General features: G+C 38.8%; 22 protein-coding genes. 14 read left to right on the top strand and 8 right to left on the bottom strand.

Annotated elements, in window-relative coordinates:
• Nucleotides 1–27 precede the first annotated feature (27 nt).
• The gene (locus tag A8L44_RS12525; protein ID WP_066106557.1) at nucleotides 28–264 is read right to left on the bottom strand and encodes a NifU family protein; all 237 of its coding nucleotides are present in this window, start codon (nucleotides 262–264) and stop codon (nucleotides 28–30) included.
• A gap of 102 nt (nucleotides 265–366) precedes the next feature.
• Here A8L44_RS12525 and A8L44_RS12530 point away from each other — a divergent pair, with 102 nt between their 5' ends.
• Complete coding sequence (locus A8L44_RS12530) at nucleotides 367–729, top strand: YuzD family protein (RefSeq protein WP_066106560.1); 363 nt, start codon at nucleotides 367–369, stop codon at nucleotides 727–729.
• A gap of 90 nt (nucleotides 730–819) precedes the next feature.
• Here A8L44_RS12530 and A8L44_RS12535 read toward each other — a convergent pair whose 3' ends face one another.
• A complete protein-coding gene (locus A8L44_RS12535; RefSeq protein WP_066106563.1) occupies nucleotides 820–1,890 on the bottom strand; it encodes an NAD(P)/FAD-dependent oxidoreductase in 1,071 nt (356 codons plus the stop codon).
• 345 nt (nucleotides 1,891–2,235) lie between these two features.
• On the opposite strand from A8L44_RS12535, the gene A8L44_RS12540 reads away from it, so the two are divergent.
• The gene (locus tag A8L44_RS12540) at nucleotides 2,236–2,472 is read left to right on the top strand and encodes a YuzB family protein (RefSeq protein ID WP_066106566.1); all 237 of its coding nucleotides are present in this window, start codon (nucleotides 2,236–2,238) and stop codon (nucleotides 2,470–2,472) included.
• A 64-nt stretch (nucleotides 2,473–2,536) separates the two neighbouring features.
• Here A8L44_RS12540 and A8L44_RS12545 read toward each other — a convergent pair whose 3' ends face one another.
• Complete coding sequence (locus tag A8L44_RS12545; RefSeq protein ID WP_066106567.1) at nucleotides 2,537–3,295, bottom strand: TraR/DksA C4-type zinc finger protein; 759 nt, start codon at nucleotides 3,293–3,295, stop codon at nucleotides 2,537–2,539.
• Nucleotides 3,296–3,557: 262 nt separating this feature from the next.
• On the opposite strand from A8L44_RS12545, the gene A8L44_RS12550 reads away from it, so the two are divergent.
• Nucleotides 3,558–3,923: a HesB/IscA family protein gene (locus tag A8L44_RS12550; RefSeq protein WP_066106916.1), complete on the top strand. Its 366-nt coding sequence runs from the start codon at nucleotides 3,558–3,560 to the stop codon at nucleotides 3,921–3,923.
• 175 nt (nucleotides 3,924–4,098) lie between these two features.
• On the opposite strand, the gene A8L44_RS12555 is transcribed toward A8L44_RS12550, so the two are convergent.
• Nucleotides 4,099–4,731 (bottom strand): NAD(P)H-binding protein, encoded by a 633-nt coding sequence (locus A8L44_RS12555; protein WP_066106570.1) that lies wholly within the window; start codon nucleotides 4,729–4,731, stop codon nucleotides 4,099–4,101.
• A gap of 213 nt (nucleotides 4,732–4,944) precedes the next feature.
• Nucleotides 4,945–5,943 carry an NAD(P)/FAD-dependent oxidoreductase gene (locus tag A8L44_RS12560; protein WP_066106573.1) on the bottom strand — a complete coding sequence of 333 codons (999 nt, stop codon included), beginning with the start codon at nucleotides 5,941–5,943 and terminating at the stop codon, nucleotides 4,945–4,947.
• Between the two features lie 299 nt (nucleotides 5,944–6,242).
• Here A8L44_RS12560 and A8L44_RS12565 point away from each other — a divergent pair, with 299 nt between their 5' ends.
• The 5 genes from A8L44_RS12565 to A8L44_RS12580 all read left to right on the top strand — a co-directional run bounded on the left by A8L44_RS12565 (nucleotide 6,243) and on the right by A8L44_RS12580 (nucleotide 9,503).
• Complete coding sequence (locus A8L44_RS12565; RefSeq protein WP_225983739.1) at nucleotides 6,243–7,460, top strand: NAD(P)/FAD-dependent oxidoreductase; 1,218 nt, start codon at nucleotides 6,243–6,245, stop codon at nucleotides 7,458–7,460.
• 98 nt (nucleotides 7,461–7,558) lie between these two features.
• Nucleotides 7,559–8,038, top strand: coding sequence for an NUDIX hydrolase (locus tag A8L44_RS12570; protein ID WP_175354297.1), 480 nt, complete (start codon nucleotides 7,559–7,561; stop codon nucleotides 8,036–8,038).
• Nucleotides 8,039–8,188: 150 nt separating this feature from the next.
• Nucleotides 8,189–8,311 carry a YuiA family protein gene (locus A8L44_RS19010; RefSeq protein WP_175354293.1) on the top strand — a complete coding sequence of 41 codons (123 nt, stop codon included), beginning with the start codon at nucleotides 8,189–8,191 and terminating at the stop codon, nucleotides 8,309–8,311.
• An 87-nt stretch (nucleotides 8,312–8,398) separates the two neighbouring features.
• A complete protein-coding gene (locus tag A8L44_RS12575; RefSeq protein WP_066106581.1) occupies nucleotides 8,399–8,722 on the top strand; it encodes a YuiB family protein in 324 nt (107 codons plus the stop codon).
• Between the two features lie 118 nt (nucleotides 8,723–8,840).
• Nucleotides 8,841–9,503: a 3D domain-containing protein gene (locus A8L44_RS12580; protein ID WP_066106586.1), complete on the top strand. Its 663-nt coding sequence runs from the start codon at nucleotides 8,841–8,843 to the stop codon at nucleotides 9,501–9,503.
• Between the two features lie 79 nt (nucleotides 9,504–9,582).
• Here A8L44_RS12580 and A8L44_RS12585 read toward each other — a convergent pair whose 3' ends face one another.
• Nucleotides 9,583–10,434, bottom strand: coding sequence for an alpha/beta hydrolase (locus A8L44_RS12585; protein WP_139063852.1), 852 nt, complete (start codon nucleotides 10,432–10,434; stop codon nucleotides 9,583–9,585).
• A gap of 245 nt (nucleotides 10,435–10,679) precedes the next feature.
• Between A8L44_RS12585 and A8L44_RS12590 the strand changes: the two genes are divergently transcribed.
• From A8L44_RS12590 to A8L44_RS12615, 6 genes are all read left to right on the top strand, one after another.
• Nucleotides 10,680–11,654, top strand: a complete 975-nt coding sequence (locus tag A8L44_RS12590) for an iron-hydroxamate ABC transporter substrate-binding protein (RefSeq protein WP_066106925.1) — start codon at nucleotides 10,680–10,682, stop codon at nucleotides 11,652–11,654.
• A 12-nt stretch (nucleotides 11,655–11,666) separates the two neighbouring features.
• Nucleotides 11,667–12,671, top strand: a complete 1,005-nt coding sequence (locus tag A8L44_RS12595; RefSeq protein ID WP_066106591.1) for a FecCD family ABC transporter permease — start codon at nucleotides 11,667–11,669, stop codon at nucleotides 12,669–12,671.
• Nucleotides 12,664–13,686 carry a FecCD family ABC transporter permease gene (locus tag A8L44_RS12600; protein ID WP_066106594.1) on the top strand — a complete coding sequence of 341 codons (1,023 nt, stop codon included), beginning with the start codon at nucleotides 12,664–12,666 and terminating at the stop codon, nucleotides 13,684–13,686. Before A8L44_RS12595 ends, A8L44_RS12600 begins: the two co-directional genes overlap by 8 nt.
• A 16-nt stretch (nucleotides 13,687–13,702) precedes the next feature.
• Entirely contained in the window at nucleotides 13,703–14,488 is a 786-nt protein-coding gene (locus A8L44_RS12605) for an ABC transporter ATP-binding protein (RefSeq protein ID WP_066106598.1), read from the top strand.
• A 671-nt stretch (nucleotides 14,489–15,159) separates the two neighbouring features.
• Entirely contained in the window at nucleotides 15,160–16,668 is a 1,509-nt protein-coding gene (locus A8L44_RS12610; RefSeq protein WP_066106601.1) for a leucyl aminopeptidase, read from the top strand.
• Nucleotides 16,669–16,794: 126 nt separating this feature from the next.
• Entirely contained in the window at nucleotides 16,795–17,028 is a 234-nt protein-coding gene (locus A8L44_RS12615) for a hypothetical protein (RefSeq protein ID WP_066106603.1), read from the top strand.
• Between the two features lie 44 nt (nucleotides 17,029–17,072).
• Here the strand turns inward: A8L44_RS12615 and A8L44_RS12620 are convergent, their stop codons facing one another.
• Together A8L44_RS12620 and A8L44_RS12625 are read right to left on the bottom strand one after the other, a co-directional pair.
• The gene (locus A8L44_RS12620) at nucleotides 17,073–17,486 is read right to left on the bottom strand and encodes a hypothetical protein (protein WP_066106606.1); all 414 of its coding nucleotides are present in this window, start codon (nucleotides 17,484–17,486) and stop codon (nucleotides 17,073–17,075) included.
• A gap of 121 nt (nucleotides 17,487–17,607) precedes the next feature.
• Nucleotides 17,608–17,787, bottom strand: a complete 180-nt coding sequence (locus tag A8L44_RS12625; RefSeq protein WP_066106609.1) for an asparagine synthase — start codon at nucleotides 17,785–17,787, stop codon at nucleotides 17,608–17,610.
• Nucleotides 17,788–17,981 lie beyond the last annotated feature (194 nt).

The raw sequence follows: 17,981 nt of genomic DNA on the forward strand, positions 1-17,981 counted from the left end.
GAATCGCTGCTATTTGTGTTTTGATCATTAGAAAACTTGTTCAACTTCAACAACGCCTGGAACTTCTTCAAGAAGTGCACGTTCGATGCCAGCTTTCAATGTGATTGTGGAGCTGGGACAGCTTCCGCAAGCCCCTAAAAGACGTAATTTTACAATTCCATCATCCACATCAACCAGCTCACAGTCGCCGCCGTCGCGAAGAAGAAATGGACGTAATTTATCTAGTACTTCCTGAACTTGCCCAAATAATTCTTGTTCTGCCATGGCTATCGACTCCTTTCCTAATCATATTATAATGATTTTACCTTAAAAAAGCTATCTACATTCCTTAGCTTATAGTTAAAATTTGTTTCCTATATTAAATTTATGTATGATGAAAAGAAAAGCGATAAAATAGGGGGAAAACAGGTGACGGTTGCAAATTTATATGTATACGGAGCCACACAAATATGTGCAAGCTGTGTTGGAATGCCATCATCAAAAGAAACATATGAATGGCTGCAGGCTGCCTTATCGAGAAAATTCCCAAGTCACCCATTAACGATCACATACATCGATATTTTTAACCCACCAGAAGATCCGAAAATTAAAGAAATAGCTGAGAAAGTTGCCGAAGGAGAATATTTTTATCCTTTAGTCATCTTGGACGGGAAAGTAGTCGGAGAAGGAAGCCCTCGATTAAAGATAATAACTGAAGCTTTACGAGATTACGGATATAAAAGTGAATAATTATTTGGATAAAGCTTGCAGCCTACTTTTAGGGTCTGCAAGCTTGTTTTTTAATAATCGATATATTCGAACCATCAACATAGGGTCCTATTATCCATTATGATACTTGTACATCCACAAAACCCCTGACTTTAACAGCCGCGCCATTCTGCCAGTAATAATAGTACGTTCAGACATTAGTCCGAAACCATGTTTTTTACCAAGGGATCCTAGAATTCCCTTCAGTTTAATTGGAGGGAAGGATTCAGGGAGCGGTTCTCCGGCCCATTTTTTAACCAGTACCTGATAAATTTGTTCACCTTGCCCCTCTGCCAATTGCGCACTTGGGGCATGTCCAAGGCTTGCGCAATCTCCAATGACAAATACATCTGGATAGCCTGGGATGGTGTGCTGGACTGTCAGTTTTATTTTGTTACCGCTGTCTTTTTCAACAGGCAGTTCTCTGACTGGCTGTACTGGCTGAATGCCAGCGGTCCAAACAATGGCATCACATGGAATGGAAACGTCACCATTATAAAGCAGGTTAGGTTCTATCTTAGTAATATTACTATTTGGGACTAAGTCTACACGATGTTCATGAAACCAGCTTTCCACATAATTACTAAGTTTTTTAGGAAATGCTGATAAAATATGGTCATTACGGTCAAAAAGCTTAATATTTAAATCCGGGCGTCCTTCAATCAATTCACTAGCTAGTTCAATTCCGCTTAATCCTCCGCCAATGATGGCAACTACTTTACCTGGTCCGAGGTTATTCAGTGCTTGATAGGTACTGCGAGATTTATCAATAGACTGTATGCTATAGGTATATTCTGCGGCTCCAGGCACATTATGATAATTGTCCTCACAGCCCAGGCCGATAATCAGTTCATCATATGTAAGCGGTTCCTGATCTTTTAATAGAACTTTCTTATTTGATAAATCGATAGAGGATACTTCACCGTACTTGTATTGAATTCTTTCGTGCTGAGGAAATGATACACGAATAGTGTGGTCAGAAATGGAACCAGCGGCAAGCGCATAAAATTCAGTTTTTAAACAATGATAAGGAATTCGATCGACCAAAGTAACATGAATATCTGCGGGAAAATGATGATCAGTGAGCTTGTTAAGTATTCTCATACCACCATACCCACCACCGAGGATGACTAAGTTTTTCATAGAAATGACGACTCCTTTGTTGGGATACAATTTTCTAATTTTAAACTATGCTAGAATACTAAATTCAAAGTAGTGCTATAAAAATATTAAATTATTATAATAGATGTCAATATTGTAAAATTCCATACAAAGTATATCGAAAATAGGAAAAAATAACAACTGAATTGTGCATAATTTGTGAAAAGTCACATTATTACTCCGTTTCGGATGTCCTAATTTAAAAACATTTTCTCTATCACATCTCTCGGCAGATGGAGTATAAAAAGGTAACTGATTCACCTTAATTAATTGACTATTATATCATTTTAGAGTAGGATTTTGGTTGTGCTAAGGGGTGACAATAGTATGAAACCAATAATTGAATTTTGTGTCAGTAATCTTGTCAGCGGTTCACAGGCCGCTATGGAGATTTTAGATAAAGATCCTAATTTGGATGTTATTGAATATGGGTGTCTTAGTTATTGTGGAATTTGCTCTGCCAGTATGTATGCCCTTGTAAATGGAGAAGTCGTAACAGGGGACAGTCCGGAAGAATTAGTAGATCATATTTACGAATATCTGGAAGAGAACCCAATGTTTTAATATAATAAAAAGGGAAGAAATAGGCATACTCTGCTTATTTCTTCCCTATTTTTTGTATAAAGAATTACTCATCATCATTGGTATCTTCAGTATAAGGATCTTCCTCATATGGTTTTAAATCGCCAAAGGATGTCATGATACCTTCTTCATCCAATAAATCCTTTAATTGCTCAAGTTCTGCTGTAGGATAGATTTGAACATTTTTCCCTTCAATATCGTTTCCAGCGAAATTTTCAATATCCTCCACATATCCAATATATTCATCGGAATTTAAATAGACCTGATCATAGTGCTCTTTTGGATCATAATAATCAGATGGGGTATCTGAACTCCCCCACTCCGCAACAGCCTGCCAGGAATCTTCTTCATCAAAGCCATTTACTTCTGTCTCATGCTTTTTTTCATATAATGGATGCAGGACCTGTTCTTCTATTGGACGTTCGTGAGAAACGGTTTGCTCAGTACTGTGCTCGATGCAATAAGTGGTAGATGGTATTGCTTGAAGCCGCTCAAAAGGGATGTCTTTACCGCATACTTCACATTTACCATAGGTTCCTTGTTCAATTGCCTGTAAAGCTCTATTTACCTGATTAAGTTCATTCTCAAAATGTTCATTTAAGGCTAGGTCTTTACCACGTTCATATAGCTCAGTGGCGGTATCCGCAGGATGGTTATCATATGTAGAGAGTTCTCCTACATAATTATAAAAATTTTCATCTTCCCCTATGCCAAAATGATTATTCAGGGAAATGTGATGTTCAAGTTCCTTTTTTTCATCTGCTAATTTTGATTGAAGATTGGATTGTTGTTCGGAAGAAAGCATCAAGGAAACTCCTTTCAATTTCGTCTTTCTATTTTCTTTCATTCCGCTGCTGTTTATGTAAAAAATATTAATTAATCTTTTGGATAAAATAATATAGTCATTTAGGTAAAGTGTTATTTAAAAGCGTATATCTTATTCAAAAACGTGCGAACAGCAGCATATTATGGGCAGTTTTAAGGTTGAGAGGACACCGGTTAATGTATATACTAATAAATAGAGGATTTAATTTCCTTCTAACTTTTTATAAGGGGGAAGAATGGTAATGAATAATGATGTCATTATTGTAACAGAAGCAGCAGCTTTTCAAATAAATACGATGATAAAAGAAAGCGGGGAAGATCAGCCATATTTGCGTGTTTCCGTCCATGGTGGAGGGTGCAGCGGTTTATCGTATGGCATGAACTTTGAGCAAAAAAAACAAGATAGTGATATTGAAACCATACAGCATGAAATTCATTTTCTTGTGAATAAAGAGGACGCGCCTATCCTGACTGGAACGCGTATAGACTATAAACAATCGATGCTCGGCGGAGGTTTTACGATTGATAATCCGAATGCCATTGCCACATGTGGTTGTGGGTCTTCATTTCGTACAGCTAAAGTTACGGGTAATCCAGAGCAATGTTAAACTAACAAATCAATACTGATTTAGTTGGAATTCCTTCTTTAAACAGATGCGATCAAAAAGGTATCTATTGAGAAGGAATTTTTTATATGAGACTAAGGCATTTTAAGGTTCCTGCTAAATACAAAAATAACCTCTCCCAATAAGAGCGGGGAGAGGGAGACTAGTTGTTTTTATATTACACTTCAGCCAAGGCTTCCTTAATAGGAAAAGGGCCTTCAATACAATAAAATTTCTTATTAAAAGTCGTATCTATTTCTAATGTATCAACTAAAACCTGTGCAACTTCATTACGTGAAATCATTCCATCATCATCGATAGATTCTGCCGCCAGTATTTTAAATGTGCCATCAGAATCAATCATTTTGCCTGGACGGACAATTGTATACTTTAACCTACTGGATCCAGTTAAATAATTCTCCGTCATCCTTGTTTCCTCCAATAAGGAATAAAGAACACATGGTGCTTCATCCGGTTTGTCAGCATAAACGGAGCTTAGCATGACGAAGCGCTCTATGCCCGCTTTTTCACACTCACGTATAAAGTGGATAGCTCCGTGCTGTGTTACATGGGAGATCGTATCATGAATACTAGGATTTGTTACATCGACTGCGTAAATAACTGCGTGCATGCCCTCCAATTGGAGAGAATCGGTTATTTCTCCGAACATGGGTTCAGCACCAAGACTTCTAACTAATGAAGCAAGATTTTCATCATGTACTAAACAGTATGCCTGATGAGAAGACTTATTCAAAAGCTCAAGTACTCGCTGGCCTGTGCGATTGTTTGCACCGACTATTAACACATTCATTGTAATCACCTCACTAGTAACTCATACCCGCTTCATAGGGGGCCTGACTCTGGTATTTACTAGTACGTAAGGGAAGAATTTGTATACATACAAAGAGGGAAGGTTGGGTTCTAAAAAAAGAAGGAATTCAGAATGTGTTAGCATAGGAGCTTACATCCTGAATTCCTTTATTTATTCTGCATGGCGCGTCTTGACCAGTTTTAATTCAATAAATCAATCCTTAAACATACTTGTACTGTGAAGGGGCTGGATTCTTGCTTTAGGATCCATATATGCTTTTGCATTGTTAATAGCCGTAGGAGCTTCACCAAATCCACAGGCAATTAGCTTCACTTTCCCATCATATGTGCAAATATCTCCTGCTGCATATATACCAGGTATATTAGTTTCCATTTTGCTATTCACAATGATGGAATTTTTCTCGATATTAAGTCCCCACTCTTTAATAGGTCCAAGTGAAGAAACAAAGCCAAACGTAACTAATACGTCATCAACATCAATCGTTTCTTTATGATCCCCGGTTGCATCATCCAACACGATTTGTTTAATGGATTCCCCATCGCCAACTAATTCAGATGGTATATATGGAGTCTTTATGATTACACTTGAATTTTTAAGATTTTCCACACTATGTTCATGGGCACGGAATTTATCCCGGCGATGAACAAGGGTTACTTCCTCGGCGATAGGCTCAAGCATTAATGCCCAGTCTACTGCAGAGTCCCCTCCGCCACATACGACGACTTTTTTACCGGCAAATTTATTTAAATCATCAACAAAATAATGAAGATTTTTCCCTTCATAATTAGACGCATTTTCAAGTTCAAGGCGCCTTGGCTGGAATGCTCCATTACCGGCTGTGATGATGATCGTGTTTGAATAATGAACTTCCTTATCGGTTGTTACTTTAAAAACGCCATCTGCCTGTTTTTCAACATTCTCGACAGCTTGTTCAAGGCAAATGGTTGGATCGAACTTAGCCATTTGTTCCTTTAGGTTATTAACTAATTCTTGAGCGAGTATTTTGGGAAAACCCGCTACATCATAAATATATTTCTCGGGATAGAGTGCGGATAATTGTCCGCCTAGCTGGGGCAGACTTTCGATGATTTTCACTGAGGCTTGCCTCATACCACCATAGAAAGCAGTGAACAATCCTACAGGTCCTCCACCTATGATCGTTACGTCATATACTTTTTGATCTTCTTTCACTTGATTACCCCCTATATTGTAAATAAATCTTTAATAAATAGTACCATATATCTTGGTATAACGTTCCTCTAAAGGATATGTGTGTATATAAAGATAATAAGAGTAAATATTCAAAAAAGTCAAAGGTAATACCGTTACTTATTTTTTTATCCTTTTTATATCCAGCGCTTGAAAAAATAACCAAAAGAGAATATAGTAATCTATAGCGAAATGTTAATATTTTGTGACATTTTTGACGTGATATACGTGAATGATATCACAAGATGTTTGAATTTTTATATCATATAAAAAAGGTGGACGTGATACTAGTGAAAAAGCCTCAAATTGTTATTCTAGGAGCCGGTTATGGCGGATTGTTAACAGCTAAGCGTTTGCAAAATAAAATTAATGTGAATGAAGCTGAAATTACACTAATTAATAAGCATCGTTATCATTATGAAACAACTTGGCTGCATGAAGCGTCTGCGGGTACCATACATCACAATAAAGTACGCTATGATATTAGCAGTATCATTGATCGTAATAAGGTAGCCATGATTGAAGATACCGTTGTAGAAATAAAAAAAGATGAGAAAGTGATAGTTTGCGAGAATGGCACTGTTTCATATGATTATTTAGTGGTTGCTTTAGGTGCTGAATCTGAAACATTTGGTATTGAAGGATTAAAGGAATATGCATTCAGTATTTCCAGTGTGAATAAAGCACGTCATATTCGTGAACATATTGATTATCAGTTCTCCCAATACCAAACGGATAAAAAGGAAGAAAGACTGACCATTATAGTAGGCGGTGCTGGATTTACAGGTATTGAATTTATTGGAGAGCTTGCTAATCGTATGCCGGCTCTTTGTGAAGAATATGATGTTGATCCTAATAAAGCACGTATTATTTGTGTAGAAGCAGCACCTACAGCATTGCCAGGCTTTGATCCGGAGCTTGTACAATATGCTGTTGCACGATTGGAGAAAAAAGGTGTTGAGTTTATGATTGGTACACCAGTCAAAGGCTGCACGGAAGAGGGAATTCTGGTCGGAAAAGGCGAAGACGATACAGAATTAATAAAAGCCGGTACAGTTATCTGGGCAGCGGGTGTCAGAGGAAGCAGTATCATTGAAAAGTCAGGTATTGAGGCGATGCGCGGCCGTGTGAAAGTGGAGCCTACTTTGCAGGCGCCCGGTCTTGAAAATGTTTTTGTCATTGGAGATTGTGCGTTAATCATTAATGAAGAGATTAATCGTCCTTACCCGCCAACAGCACAAATTTCTATGCAGCAGGCAGAAGTTTGCTCCGAAAATATTGCTGCCCTTATTCGAGGAGAGAAAATGAAAGATTTCGTATTTGAACCAAAAGGCACTGTATGTTCACTTGGGGATGATGATGCTATTGGAGTCGTTTTTGGCAAAAAATTAAAAGGTACAAAAGCAGCTGCGATGAAAAAAATCATTGATAATCGTGCCTTATACATGATGGGTGGCTTGCCGCTTCTCATGAAAAAGGGTAAATTTAAATTAATTTAATAAAGGTATAATATAGTTTGAAAGAAAGCTGTCCGATTATACTCGAGACAGCTTTTTGTATAGATAATAAAAAAAATCTAGGAAAAGGTGCTCATATGATAGAAAGAAGCAAATATGTCTGGTTAGGTGTAGCAGGATTGGTCGTAACAAAGGATGGCAGATGGCTTGTTGTGAAGAAGTCTTATGGCGGTTTAAAAGGGAAATGGTCATTGCCGGCGGGTTTTGTACAGCCGGGAGAAACAGCAGATGAAGCAGTGGTTAGAGAGATTAAAGAAGAGACGGGGATTGAGACGAAAATCATTGGATTATTTGGTCTTAGAACAGGTGTTATACGTAATGAGATCAGTGATAATATGCTGCTATTTTTATTGGAACCAATTTCCGGAGAGATTTCGATACAAAAAACTGAATTATTGGATGTTGCTTTTATGGACCAGGAGACAATTAAAAAGGATCCGGACAGTTCATTGTTATTGACGGAGTTAAATGATAAGCATGCATCCCTTCATAAGAAACCGCTTGAAGGAATCAATCCTGGGGATGTCTTTCAATACACCGCTTATAAATTATTTATATAATTGATTTCTTGTGTATAAGGGAGAATTTAAAAGGAAATTTACCTTGTATACGCTTACATTAAATTACTGAGTCTTTTGGGGTACTTTTCATTTACCAAATTTTCTGTTATATTATCAGAAAATTCAATTAAATTAGGGGGTGATCATGTTATGAATCAAAAAGCCTATCAGTGCCCGTATTGCTATGGAAAGGGATATTTTCAATTATTGCTTGGAGGATCTGAAACATGCTCATGTTGCGGAGGAAGTGGTAAAACAAAAAACACTAAATAAATGTTATTTTTCAAAAACAACCCAATTGACGAAAATTATTCCATCCTATAAACTTACTTTTGTACGACTAAGGGGGAGTTATAGAGAATGGGCATGTCAATTCCGGTTGTAATTATATCAGTTGTATTGTTCTTTATTCTTTTTTTCGGATTGGGCTTTATTTTAAATATGTTATTTAGAAAGACATGGATTATGGCCGTTATTTATCCTTTGGCAGCATTATATTTTATTAACAGTGTTAAGTTAACGGAGTACTTTGTAAATCCATCTTCTAGCTTTCAATCATTAAAAGAGCATTTATTCAATCTTGCCTCTGCAGATGCAATTATCCTAGCCGCAGGTTTAGCAGGGTCCATTGTTTCAGGTATCGTTATAAGAATACTTCGTACCATGGGATACAGAATGTTTTAACCCTTTTCGAGCAATCGTTAAAGGGTTTTTTTATTTGAAAATGTATAGATAATTCTGAAAAACGAATAGATAATCTGGTATTGGGAAAAATGGTTTGTGTGAAAGGAGAAATCGTCACATGGACCATACTTTTAAATATATCAGAGCAATTTCACTCGTTTTTTTATTCTTACTGGCTACCGTTGTAACCCTTTCATATTTTACAGGAATTAGTGTTCATGAGTTTCCTGTTTTTCGCCATATACATTCTAAAATAGTAAGGGAAAATCCTAAGCCCAAAGAGCAAATATCGTTATCAAGCTATGACACAACTTCCTCTGTTAAACAAATAAAATCAGCGTCCACGCTGGAAGAAAATGATGATTGGAATAAATACCCGGCTAAAGAAGTGATTGCTACAGGTTATACAGCAGGGTACGAGTCAACTGGGAAAAATCCAAACCATCCCAGCTACGGAATCACCTATTCAGGTGTTAGGGTAAAACGTGACTTATATTCAACGATTGCAGCGGACACAAGTGTCTTTCCAATTGGGACCATTCTTTTTATCCCATCCTATGGGTATGGAGTGGTTGCTGACACAGGTTCAGCCATAAAGGGGAATAAAATAGATCTTTATTACGATACCGTGGACGATGTATATCAGAAATGGGGAAAAAAACAGCTGAAGGTCTATGTAGTCAGTATGGGAACAGGCAAGCTGACTGAACCTGAGCTAAAAGCTTTGAATGAGACAGAGAGCTTGCAAGTATTTAGAAATCAAATTATTAATAATAAGTAGCGAAATATTTTTCTTCCTTTACCGTTCCTCAAGGGCGGTTTTTTTATGATTTAAACTCGGTGTTCGCTATATAGCTTTTTTATATACTTCCCAGTTTAATTGCACGATTAATAAGTGGTAATAATACCGATACATGACTTTCCTCTGTAAACTCTCTGAACTGTATGTGAATACCGTATTGATGCAACTGATTAAGTTCTTCGGAAATTTCAGCAGCATTTTTATTCATTCCGCTAAAGTGTAGCTTTTCCAGCTCGCCTACCCCGACCAAAATCTTTATTTGCCGCTCTGATTGCTTTACCTTATGGGTGAATGCTTCTTTCTCACTTCTAAAAAACTGTGTATCCCAATGTATAGAGGGGCTTCCTGCAATGTATGTATGAAAAGTATCTGGCTCTGAAAAAAGAGTTTGTAAAACAAATAATCCGCCTAGTGAATGTCCAAACAGTGTTTGTTTGTCTATATTGACCGGCAGATGGCGTTCAATTTCAGGTTTAACTTTCTCTTTAATAAATGTAATGAAAGATTCAGCTCCGCCATGAGACGGCCATTCCAAGCCTGCTGGGTGCGGCGGTAAATCCTCTTTTGATATTGGCCTGGTAAAATCATAGACACGGTAAGGAGAGAATGGCTGATCTGTGTGATAACCAATTCCAACAATAATCGCTGGATACACGCCAGTTTTTTCCGGCTTTCTCATTTGCACACGCATTGCATCAACAAAGGTGCCAAATACAGAGTTTGCATCCAACACATAGATAACCGGGTATCCTTCAGGAGGAGGAACAGTATCCGGCTTGTAAATAAAAATACGATAAAACCGGTCCTGAATCTGATTGTACAGATCTATTCCCCAGGTATTTGGTAAAGAAACATTTTGCTGCCAAGGCAAGCTGTCTTCCATAGGATCTTTTTTGGGTGTCTCTCTCATTTATTGACCTCTTTTCATTTGGATTCAAAAGATTATTTGACAAATTAAGTATAAATCATTCAAAAATTTACATGAAATTAATTGAAAATTCCAGTTTGTTAGTATATATTTTATATAATACTTGATAATGATTATCATTTTCAATACTTTCTGCGATAAATATGGGGGTAGGTAAAACAATAGTTAAGTTAGAGTGAAAGCGAGTACATAGAAAAAGATTAGATGGGGGAAGAGGGAAAATGAGTATTAAAAAAAATTTATTAATAGTGGGTTTATCCGCAATGACTTGCCTTGGATTGGCAGCATGCAATAGTACGGAGACACAAATAAAACAATCCGACAATAAAGTTCAAGCTGATGAAAGCAAGAAATCAGAAGATAAAACTCAAACGATTACATACCTAGATAAAGAATATACGGTTCCTTCTGAAGTGAAAAAGATTGCTACAGCGAGTCTTGAATCCATGGAGGATGCAGCAATTTTAGGAGTTAAGCCTGTAGGCGCTATTACAATTGCCGGAGAACTGCCTGCTTATTTGGCTGAAGATTTGGCTGGTGCCAAGTCGATAGGGGAAAAAACACAGCCAAATTATGAAACGTTACTTGGATTAAAGCCTGATGTAATCCTTTGGACTTCCAAAGCGAAGGAGAATGTTACTGAACAATTAACGAAGGTTGCACCAACATTCCCATACTCCCATATCTCAACAAATTGGGAAGATAACTTAAATTTAATGGCTCATTTGACAGGTAAAGAAACTGAAGCAGAAATGATTATTTCTGGTTATAAGAAAGATGCTGAGGAAGCAAAAGAACAATTGGGTGAATCTCTGAAAGGGAAAAAGGCAATGGTCCTTCGTATCCGAGGAGGCAATGTCTATGTGTATCCGGAAAGTATGTACCTTAACCCAGTTCTATACAATGATTTAGGACTTGAGGTACCTGAAGTGGTAAAATCTGCGAAGGCACAGGAAGTTATCTCAATGGAAAAGCTTGCGGAAGTGAATCCGGATTATGTGTTCCTTCAATTTGAAGAAAGTGAAAATGCTGATAAACCGAAAGCATTAGAAGAACTAGAAGCTAATCCAATTTGGAAAAGTATGAATGCTGCTAAAAACGGAAAAGTATTCGTTAATACTGTGGATCCTCTTGCCCAGGGCGGTACGGCATGGAGTAAGACGGCTTTCCTCGAAGCTGCAACCAGCTCTTTGACTGAATAAGGTTGATGGTGTATGGATAAGAGGAAAATACCTTTACTGATAATATGTGCGGCACCCATTCTTATACTCCTTATCATCCTGTTATCCGTTTTTTATGGAGCCAAAAATATAGATTATATAACGATTTGGAATGCCCTTTTTCATTATGATGCCGGTAATGTGGACCATGCCATTATTATGACATCCCGTTTACCGAGAGCAATAGGCGCACTTCTTGTTGGATCTTTCCTTGCTATATCAGGTGCACTAATGCAGGGGATGACAAGAAACTATCTTGCATCCCCTTCCATTATGGGGGTGGTAGACGGTTCAGCTTTTATCATTACTGTATCAATGATTTTCCTGCCGAATATGACATCTATTGAAATGATTTTGTTGTCAATGGTTGGTTCAGCGCTCGGTGCAGGAATTGTTTATGGATTTGGCTCTATGCTTCCCAATGGTTTATCACCTGTTCGTTTGGCAATTATAGGTACTGTAATTGGGACGTTTCTGAGCAGCCTGTCTCAAGCATTGGCCTCCTATTACCAAGTCTCCCAGAATATTAGTTTTTGGTATAATGCGAGATTGCATCAAATAGATTCAGAGCTCCTTGGACTGGCTGTACCAATTGGAATAGTTGGAATCTTCCTTGCCTTACTAGTTTCCAAATCCGTAACGATTCTTTCTCTTGGTGAAGAAGTTTCAATCAGCCTGGGCCAGCGTACCGGATTAGTCAAAGTAATTTGTATTTTGTCTGTTATTTGTTTAACGGGTACGGCAATTGCATTAGTAGGAAAAGTTGGTTTCGTAGGCTTAATCATTCCGCACATTAGCCGTATGCTTGTCGGCGTTGATTATAAATGGATAATTCCTTGTGCAGGCATACTCGGGGCTGTATTTCTTGGTTTATGTGACGTTTTAAGCAGGTTTATTAATTATCCCTTTGAAACACCGATTGGCGTTGTGACTGCATTGATTGGTGTACCATTCTTCCTCTATTTAATCAGAACAAAAGGAGGAAGAGGCCTTGCATAAAGTTTCAAAACTAAGATATTACATAACATTATGGCTGATTGTACTCGCTATTACAGCAGTCATCGTTTATAGCTTGATGGCCGGAACCTTTCAATTGTCTGTTATCGATGTAATAAAGACATTAGCACGAATAGACGTAAATCCGGAACACGATTTGGTCATCTTTGATTTTAGGTTACCGAGGATTCTGATTGGCTGTCTGGTTGGGATTGGGCTTGGAATAGCCGGTGCTGTGATTCAGGGAGTGACGAAGAATGGCTTGGCCGATCCAGGAATACTTGGTATTAATGCCGGTGCTGGTACGGCTGTAGTTTTATTTATGTTTTTCTTTCATAGCGTATTTCAAGGAATGACATGGCTCTCCATTATGGCTATGCCCTTATTTGGTCTCGTTGGAGGATTGCTGGCGGCCTTAATTATATTCGCCTTTTCATGGAAAAATGGTTCCCTTGATGTAGAACGACTCATCTTGACTGGAATAGCGATTGGTTCAGCTTTTGGTGCCGTTTCCTTATATTTGTCGCTGAAAATGAAAGCAACTGATTTTGAAATGGCAGTTGTGTGGATCACAGGCAGCATTTATGATGCCAATTGGCTTTACATACTTGCCATGGCCCCCTGGCTGTTTATATGTATACCGATCATTCTAAAAAAGGCCTATATACTTGATTTGCTCCAATTAGAGGATAGTAGCGCTATCAGTTTAGGTATAGCCATTAATAAAGAAAAATCAATCTTACTTCTCAGCAGTATCGGCTTAATAAGCGCTTGTGTATCAGTATCAGGCAGTATTGGATTTATTGGCTTAATGGCGCCGCATATATCGCGCTATCTTGTTGGTGTTCAAAATAGATTTGTTATCCCTGTGAGTGCAGCAATCGGTGCGCTGTTGGTAGTCTCTTCTGATTATATTGCCAAAACAATCATTGCCCCTGCTGAACTGCCAGTTGGTATTATCGTATCCATTATTGGGGTACCATTCTTCTTGTATTTACTCAAAAAGGCGAAAGCATAAAGGGGGGATATTTGATATGAGTATTCTGCGTACAGAAAATCTTGAAGCCTGTTATGAAAAAAAGACCGTGTTTCAAAATTTAAACTTAGACATTACTAAAGGAAAAATAACGACTATTATTGGACCGAACGGTTGTGGAAAATCTACTTTATTAAAAACGATGGGACGTATACTGAAACAAAAGCAAGGGAAGGTATTTTTGCAGGAGCAAGATATGAACACGATTTCAACGAAGGAGATTGCCAGACGGCTTTCTATGCTGCCGCAAAGCCCGGTTGCACCGGGATTGTTGGGTGTGGAGGAATTGGTATCCTATGGACGTTATCCACATCGTAAAAATAATAAAATAATGACGAATGAAGATATGGAAATCATTGAATGGGCAATGGATATAACAAAAACATCCCCTTTCCGAAACCGAAGCATCGCAAGCTTATCTGGTGGGCAAAGACAAAAGGTTTGGCTAGCCATGGCCCTGGCTCAGAAAACAGACATCATCCTCTTAGACGAGCCCACAACATACTTGGATATGGCCCACCAGCTGGATGTATTGCAAATTATTCAGGAACTCAATCGCCAAGAAAAAAGTACAATTGTAATGGTTCTTCATGATATTAACCATGCCTCCAGATACTCAGACCATATCATAGCCATGAAAGACGGCAGTATAATCAAATCCGGCACACCAACCGAAATCATTAACCAAGAAGTACTAAAAACCGTATTCCAAATAGAAGCCAGAATCATCATCGACCCATATGACCAAGCGCCGGTATGTATAGGGTATAAATCAAAGTGCTGAAGCGGCTTGCTCAGAAGCGAGGAGCATAAGACAGGGGCTCGGAAGGAGGAGTTCTTCCCTCCTGTAGAGGTCATGCTTATGTCCTGTGAGCTTCTAGCCGTTGAAGCCGGATTGACTATAGTGCTGAAGCGGCTTGCTCAGAAGCGAGGAGCATAAGACAGGGGCTCGGAAGGAGGAGTTCTTCCCTCCTGTAGAGGTCATGCTTATGACCTGAGTTTCTAGCCGTTGAAGCCGGATTGACTATAGTGCTGAAGCGGCTTGCTCAGAAGCGAGGAGCATAAGACAGGGGCTCGGAAGGAGGAGTTCTTCCCTCCTGTAGAGGTCATGCTTATGACCTGAGTTTCTAGCCGTTGAAGCCGGATTGCATAAAAGCTGAGGCGACCATTTCAAGGAACAAAGACTAAGAACGCCATGTCCTGTGACAACGTCTTTGTGACCAACATCCTGTTGGCCTCCGCAACTAATTCACAGAGGATAATAGTCCTCTGTTTTTTTATGTCTAAAGGAAGGGTAAAATAGGCAAGATATGTCGGGGTAAATCGTTTAATTTTTCAGTGAATGGAATGCGTCATTTGTTCTAAATTATGATGCCAATGGTAAGATAATAGGTAAGGATAGTTAATGTCAGTAAGAAAAGGCATGAATAAAGATAAACGATCAGGAGGAGTAGTATGTTTAAAGTTTATAATGAAAATCCGAGTCAACTACATATGCCTGTTTTGGTAACTGGAGCATTTAATCATCCAGTTACGCTTGCAGCGACTTTATCGGAAGCGGATAAAATGATGAATAGTAAGCTTCAGGAGCTTGCCAAGGTTGGAGATATTTCCGCTCGGAAGAAAAAAGTTTCGACATTGCATACACTTGATCTTATTCCACCGGAGAGATTGGTGTTCGTTGGATTGGGGAAACAAAAAGATTTAACATTCGAAGAGCTGAAAGAAGCATTTGGCAAAATGTTTCAGAAAGTCGAAGGTCGTGGATGGACAAAGATTAGCGTCGACTTAACGTCATTCCTGACAGATGTCATTACGGTGGAGGATGCAGCACATGCTTTAGGAGAAGCATTAGCCTTGTCTACGTATGAATTTGAAGGATATAAGCATAAGAAAAATGAACCAGATCAGAAAATAGAAGAGGTTTCTGTATATACGGAAGCCGACCGAGAGCTAGTTGAGTCTTCCCTTTTTGTTGGATATACATATGGAAAAGGAACCAATTCAGCTCGGACTTTAGTAAATCTTCCAGGTAATATGCTAACGTCTACAGATATGGCCAATTATGCTAAAGGGCTGGCTGATAAGTATCAGTTTGAGTGCGAAATCCTTGAAAAAGAAGATATGCAGGAGCTTGGAATGGGAGCCTTGCTTGCCGTCAACCAAGGATCTGCTGAACCACCTAAAATGATTGTCCTAAAATATCAAGGGAAATCTGACTGGACAGATGTAATTGGTTTGGTTGGCAAAGGAATTACATTTGATACAGGCGGATATTCAATAAAGACAAAAGCAGGGATAGTTGGAATGAAAACGGATATGGGGGGAGCAGCCGCTGTCCTTGGAGCTATGGAGATAATTGGGGAATTGAGACCTGAACAAAATGTTGTGGCTGTTATTCCATCAACAGATAATATGATTTCCGGAAATGCCTTCAAACCGGATGATGTCATAGTTTCCATGGCTGGTAAAACAATTGAGGTCTTGAATACAGATGCCGAGGGGCGTCTTGTGTTGGCAGATGCGATTACATATGCTAAACAGCATGGAGCGGATTATTTAGTTGATGTAGCTACATTAACCGGGGGAGTTATTACAGCATTAGGTGTAGAAATGACAGGTGCGATGACAAATCATGAAAGCTGGTTTGAGGAAGTCTTAAAAGCATCTGATGAAGCTGGAGAACCCATGTGGAGATTGCCAATTACCGAAAGGGATAAAGCGCGTGTTCGCAATAGCAAAATAGCTGATCTTAATAATTCGCCGGGAGCAGAGGGGCATGCCATTATGGGAGGTGCATTTGTTGGTGAGTTTGCCGAGGAGACTCCATGGGTGCATTTAGATATAGCTGGTACATCTACAAGACGTTCCAGCTATGAACTTGGACCATCAGGTGCTACTGGTGTAATGGCGAGGACATTGGCTGTATTGGTTGAACGTTTTGGTTTGGATGGTGAAGATTAATCTAATCTCATAAATAGATTTAAATGTGAATGTTATCCTTGTAAGAGGGCATACGCCCTTACCTGCTGTTAGGTTTCTGCATACATAATAGTGTAGGCATTTAAACAAACAGGAGGTATTTTACAGATGGATTACAGACAGAGAAGACCATGGGGCAGACCGTGGGGCGGACCGTGGGGAAGACCATGGGGTAGACCAGGTTTTGGTTTTGGATTTGGAGGTCCGATCGGGGGATTTGGTTTAGGATTAGCCGGCGGATTAATAGGTGGAGCATTGCTTAGCAGACCATGGGGATATGGATATGGTTATCCTCCGTATGGATATGGGTCCCCATGGGGATATGGTGGCGGATTTTATTAATAATAATTTGTAAACAAAACCAGCAGTTATCAAACTGCTGGTTTTTAGCTCCATCGTATGACTACCCCAACTTCACAACAGGGAGGACTGGTTTGTTTATCAGCAAAAACCAGCCGAATTCCCTCCGGATCGTAATAGATGGAAGGAGCTATTCGAATACCGGTTGAAAGCAATAATCGATTCACTTCGCTTAGGTTATTAAACTCAGAGGCTGCCATAATTTGACGAGCTAAATCTTGAGATGCAGAGATCTGATTGGCAATTCTTAATGCTTCAGTCAGATAGGACGCGGTTCGATTGGCAGAATTCTTAAATTTTGTTGTATCTATAGCAGGAACTTTTCTGTTATATGAAGAATAAGAATTCATACCAGTAACAGATGGATGGATCCATGTGGGTATGTGGTAATGAGGACCTAGACTTTGAGCCCAGTTATAAAACTGTTGATTTGCATACATATGGGCACCTCCTCTTACGAAATAAAATACCTTATAACTATATATAAGAGAAGGTAGATTGTATTAGACCAAAAAATAAGCAACGGTTAGGTTGCTTATTTAGGGGATAGATGATGTTCGTTTAGATATCGTTGCGATGCTCGACTAAATCAATAACACCAAGAGCAATATGGGCAAGCCCAAATCCAAATAGTGCATTGGCAATCATTTTATTGCTATTATGCTTTTGTTTAAGGGCATAACCAGTAGCAGCAACAGCGGTACCTAATACAGTTGGAACCATTCCTTCTCGAAGATCCATTTGACCAATCCTCCATCATCTAGATATGCTTTTTGTAAAGTCTTACAGATATCCAGTTCATCTTTTTTCGAAGGGATTCACCTTAAAAATCAGAATAGGAATCAGTTGTAAGAAAGCTTTACTCCTTTATTTTTCCGCTCTTTATCTAATTCATAACAAATAAGCAATGGAAAGGATGCCTTTAATTGGATTTA

Origin of the sequence: Bacillus sp. FJAT-27986, from assembly GCF_001685035.1 — a bacterium.
Taxonomy (GTDB): domain Bacteria; phylum Bacillota; class Bacilli; order Bacillales; family Pradoshiaceae; genus Pradoshia.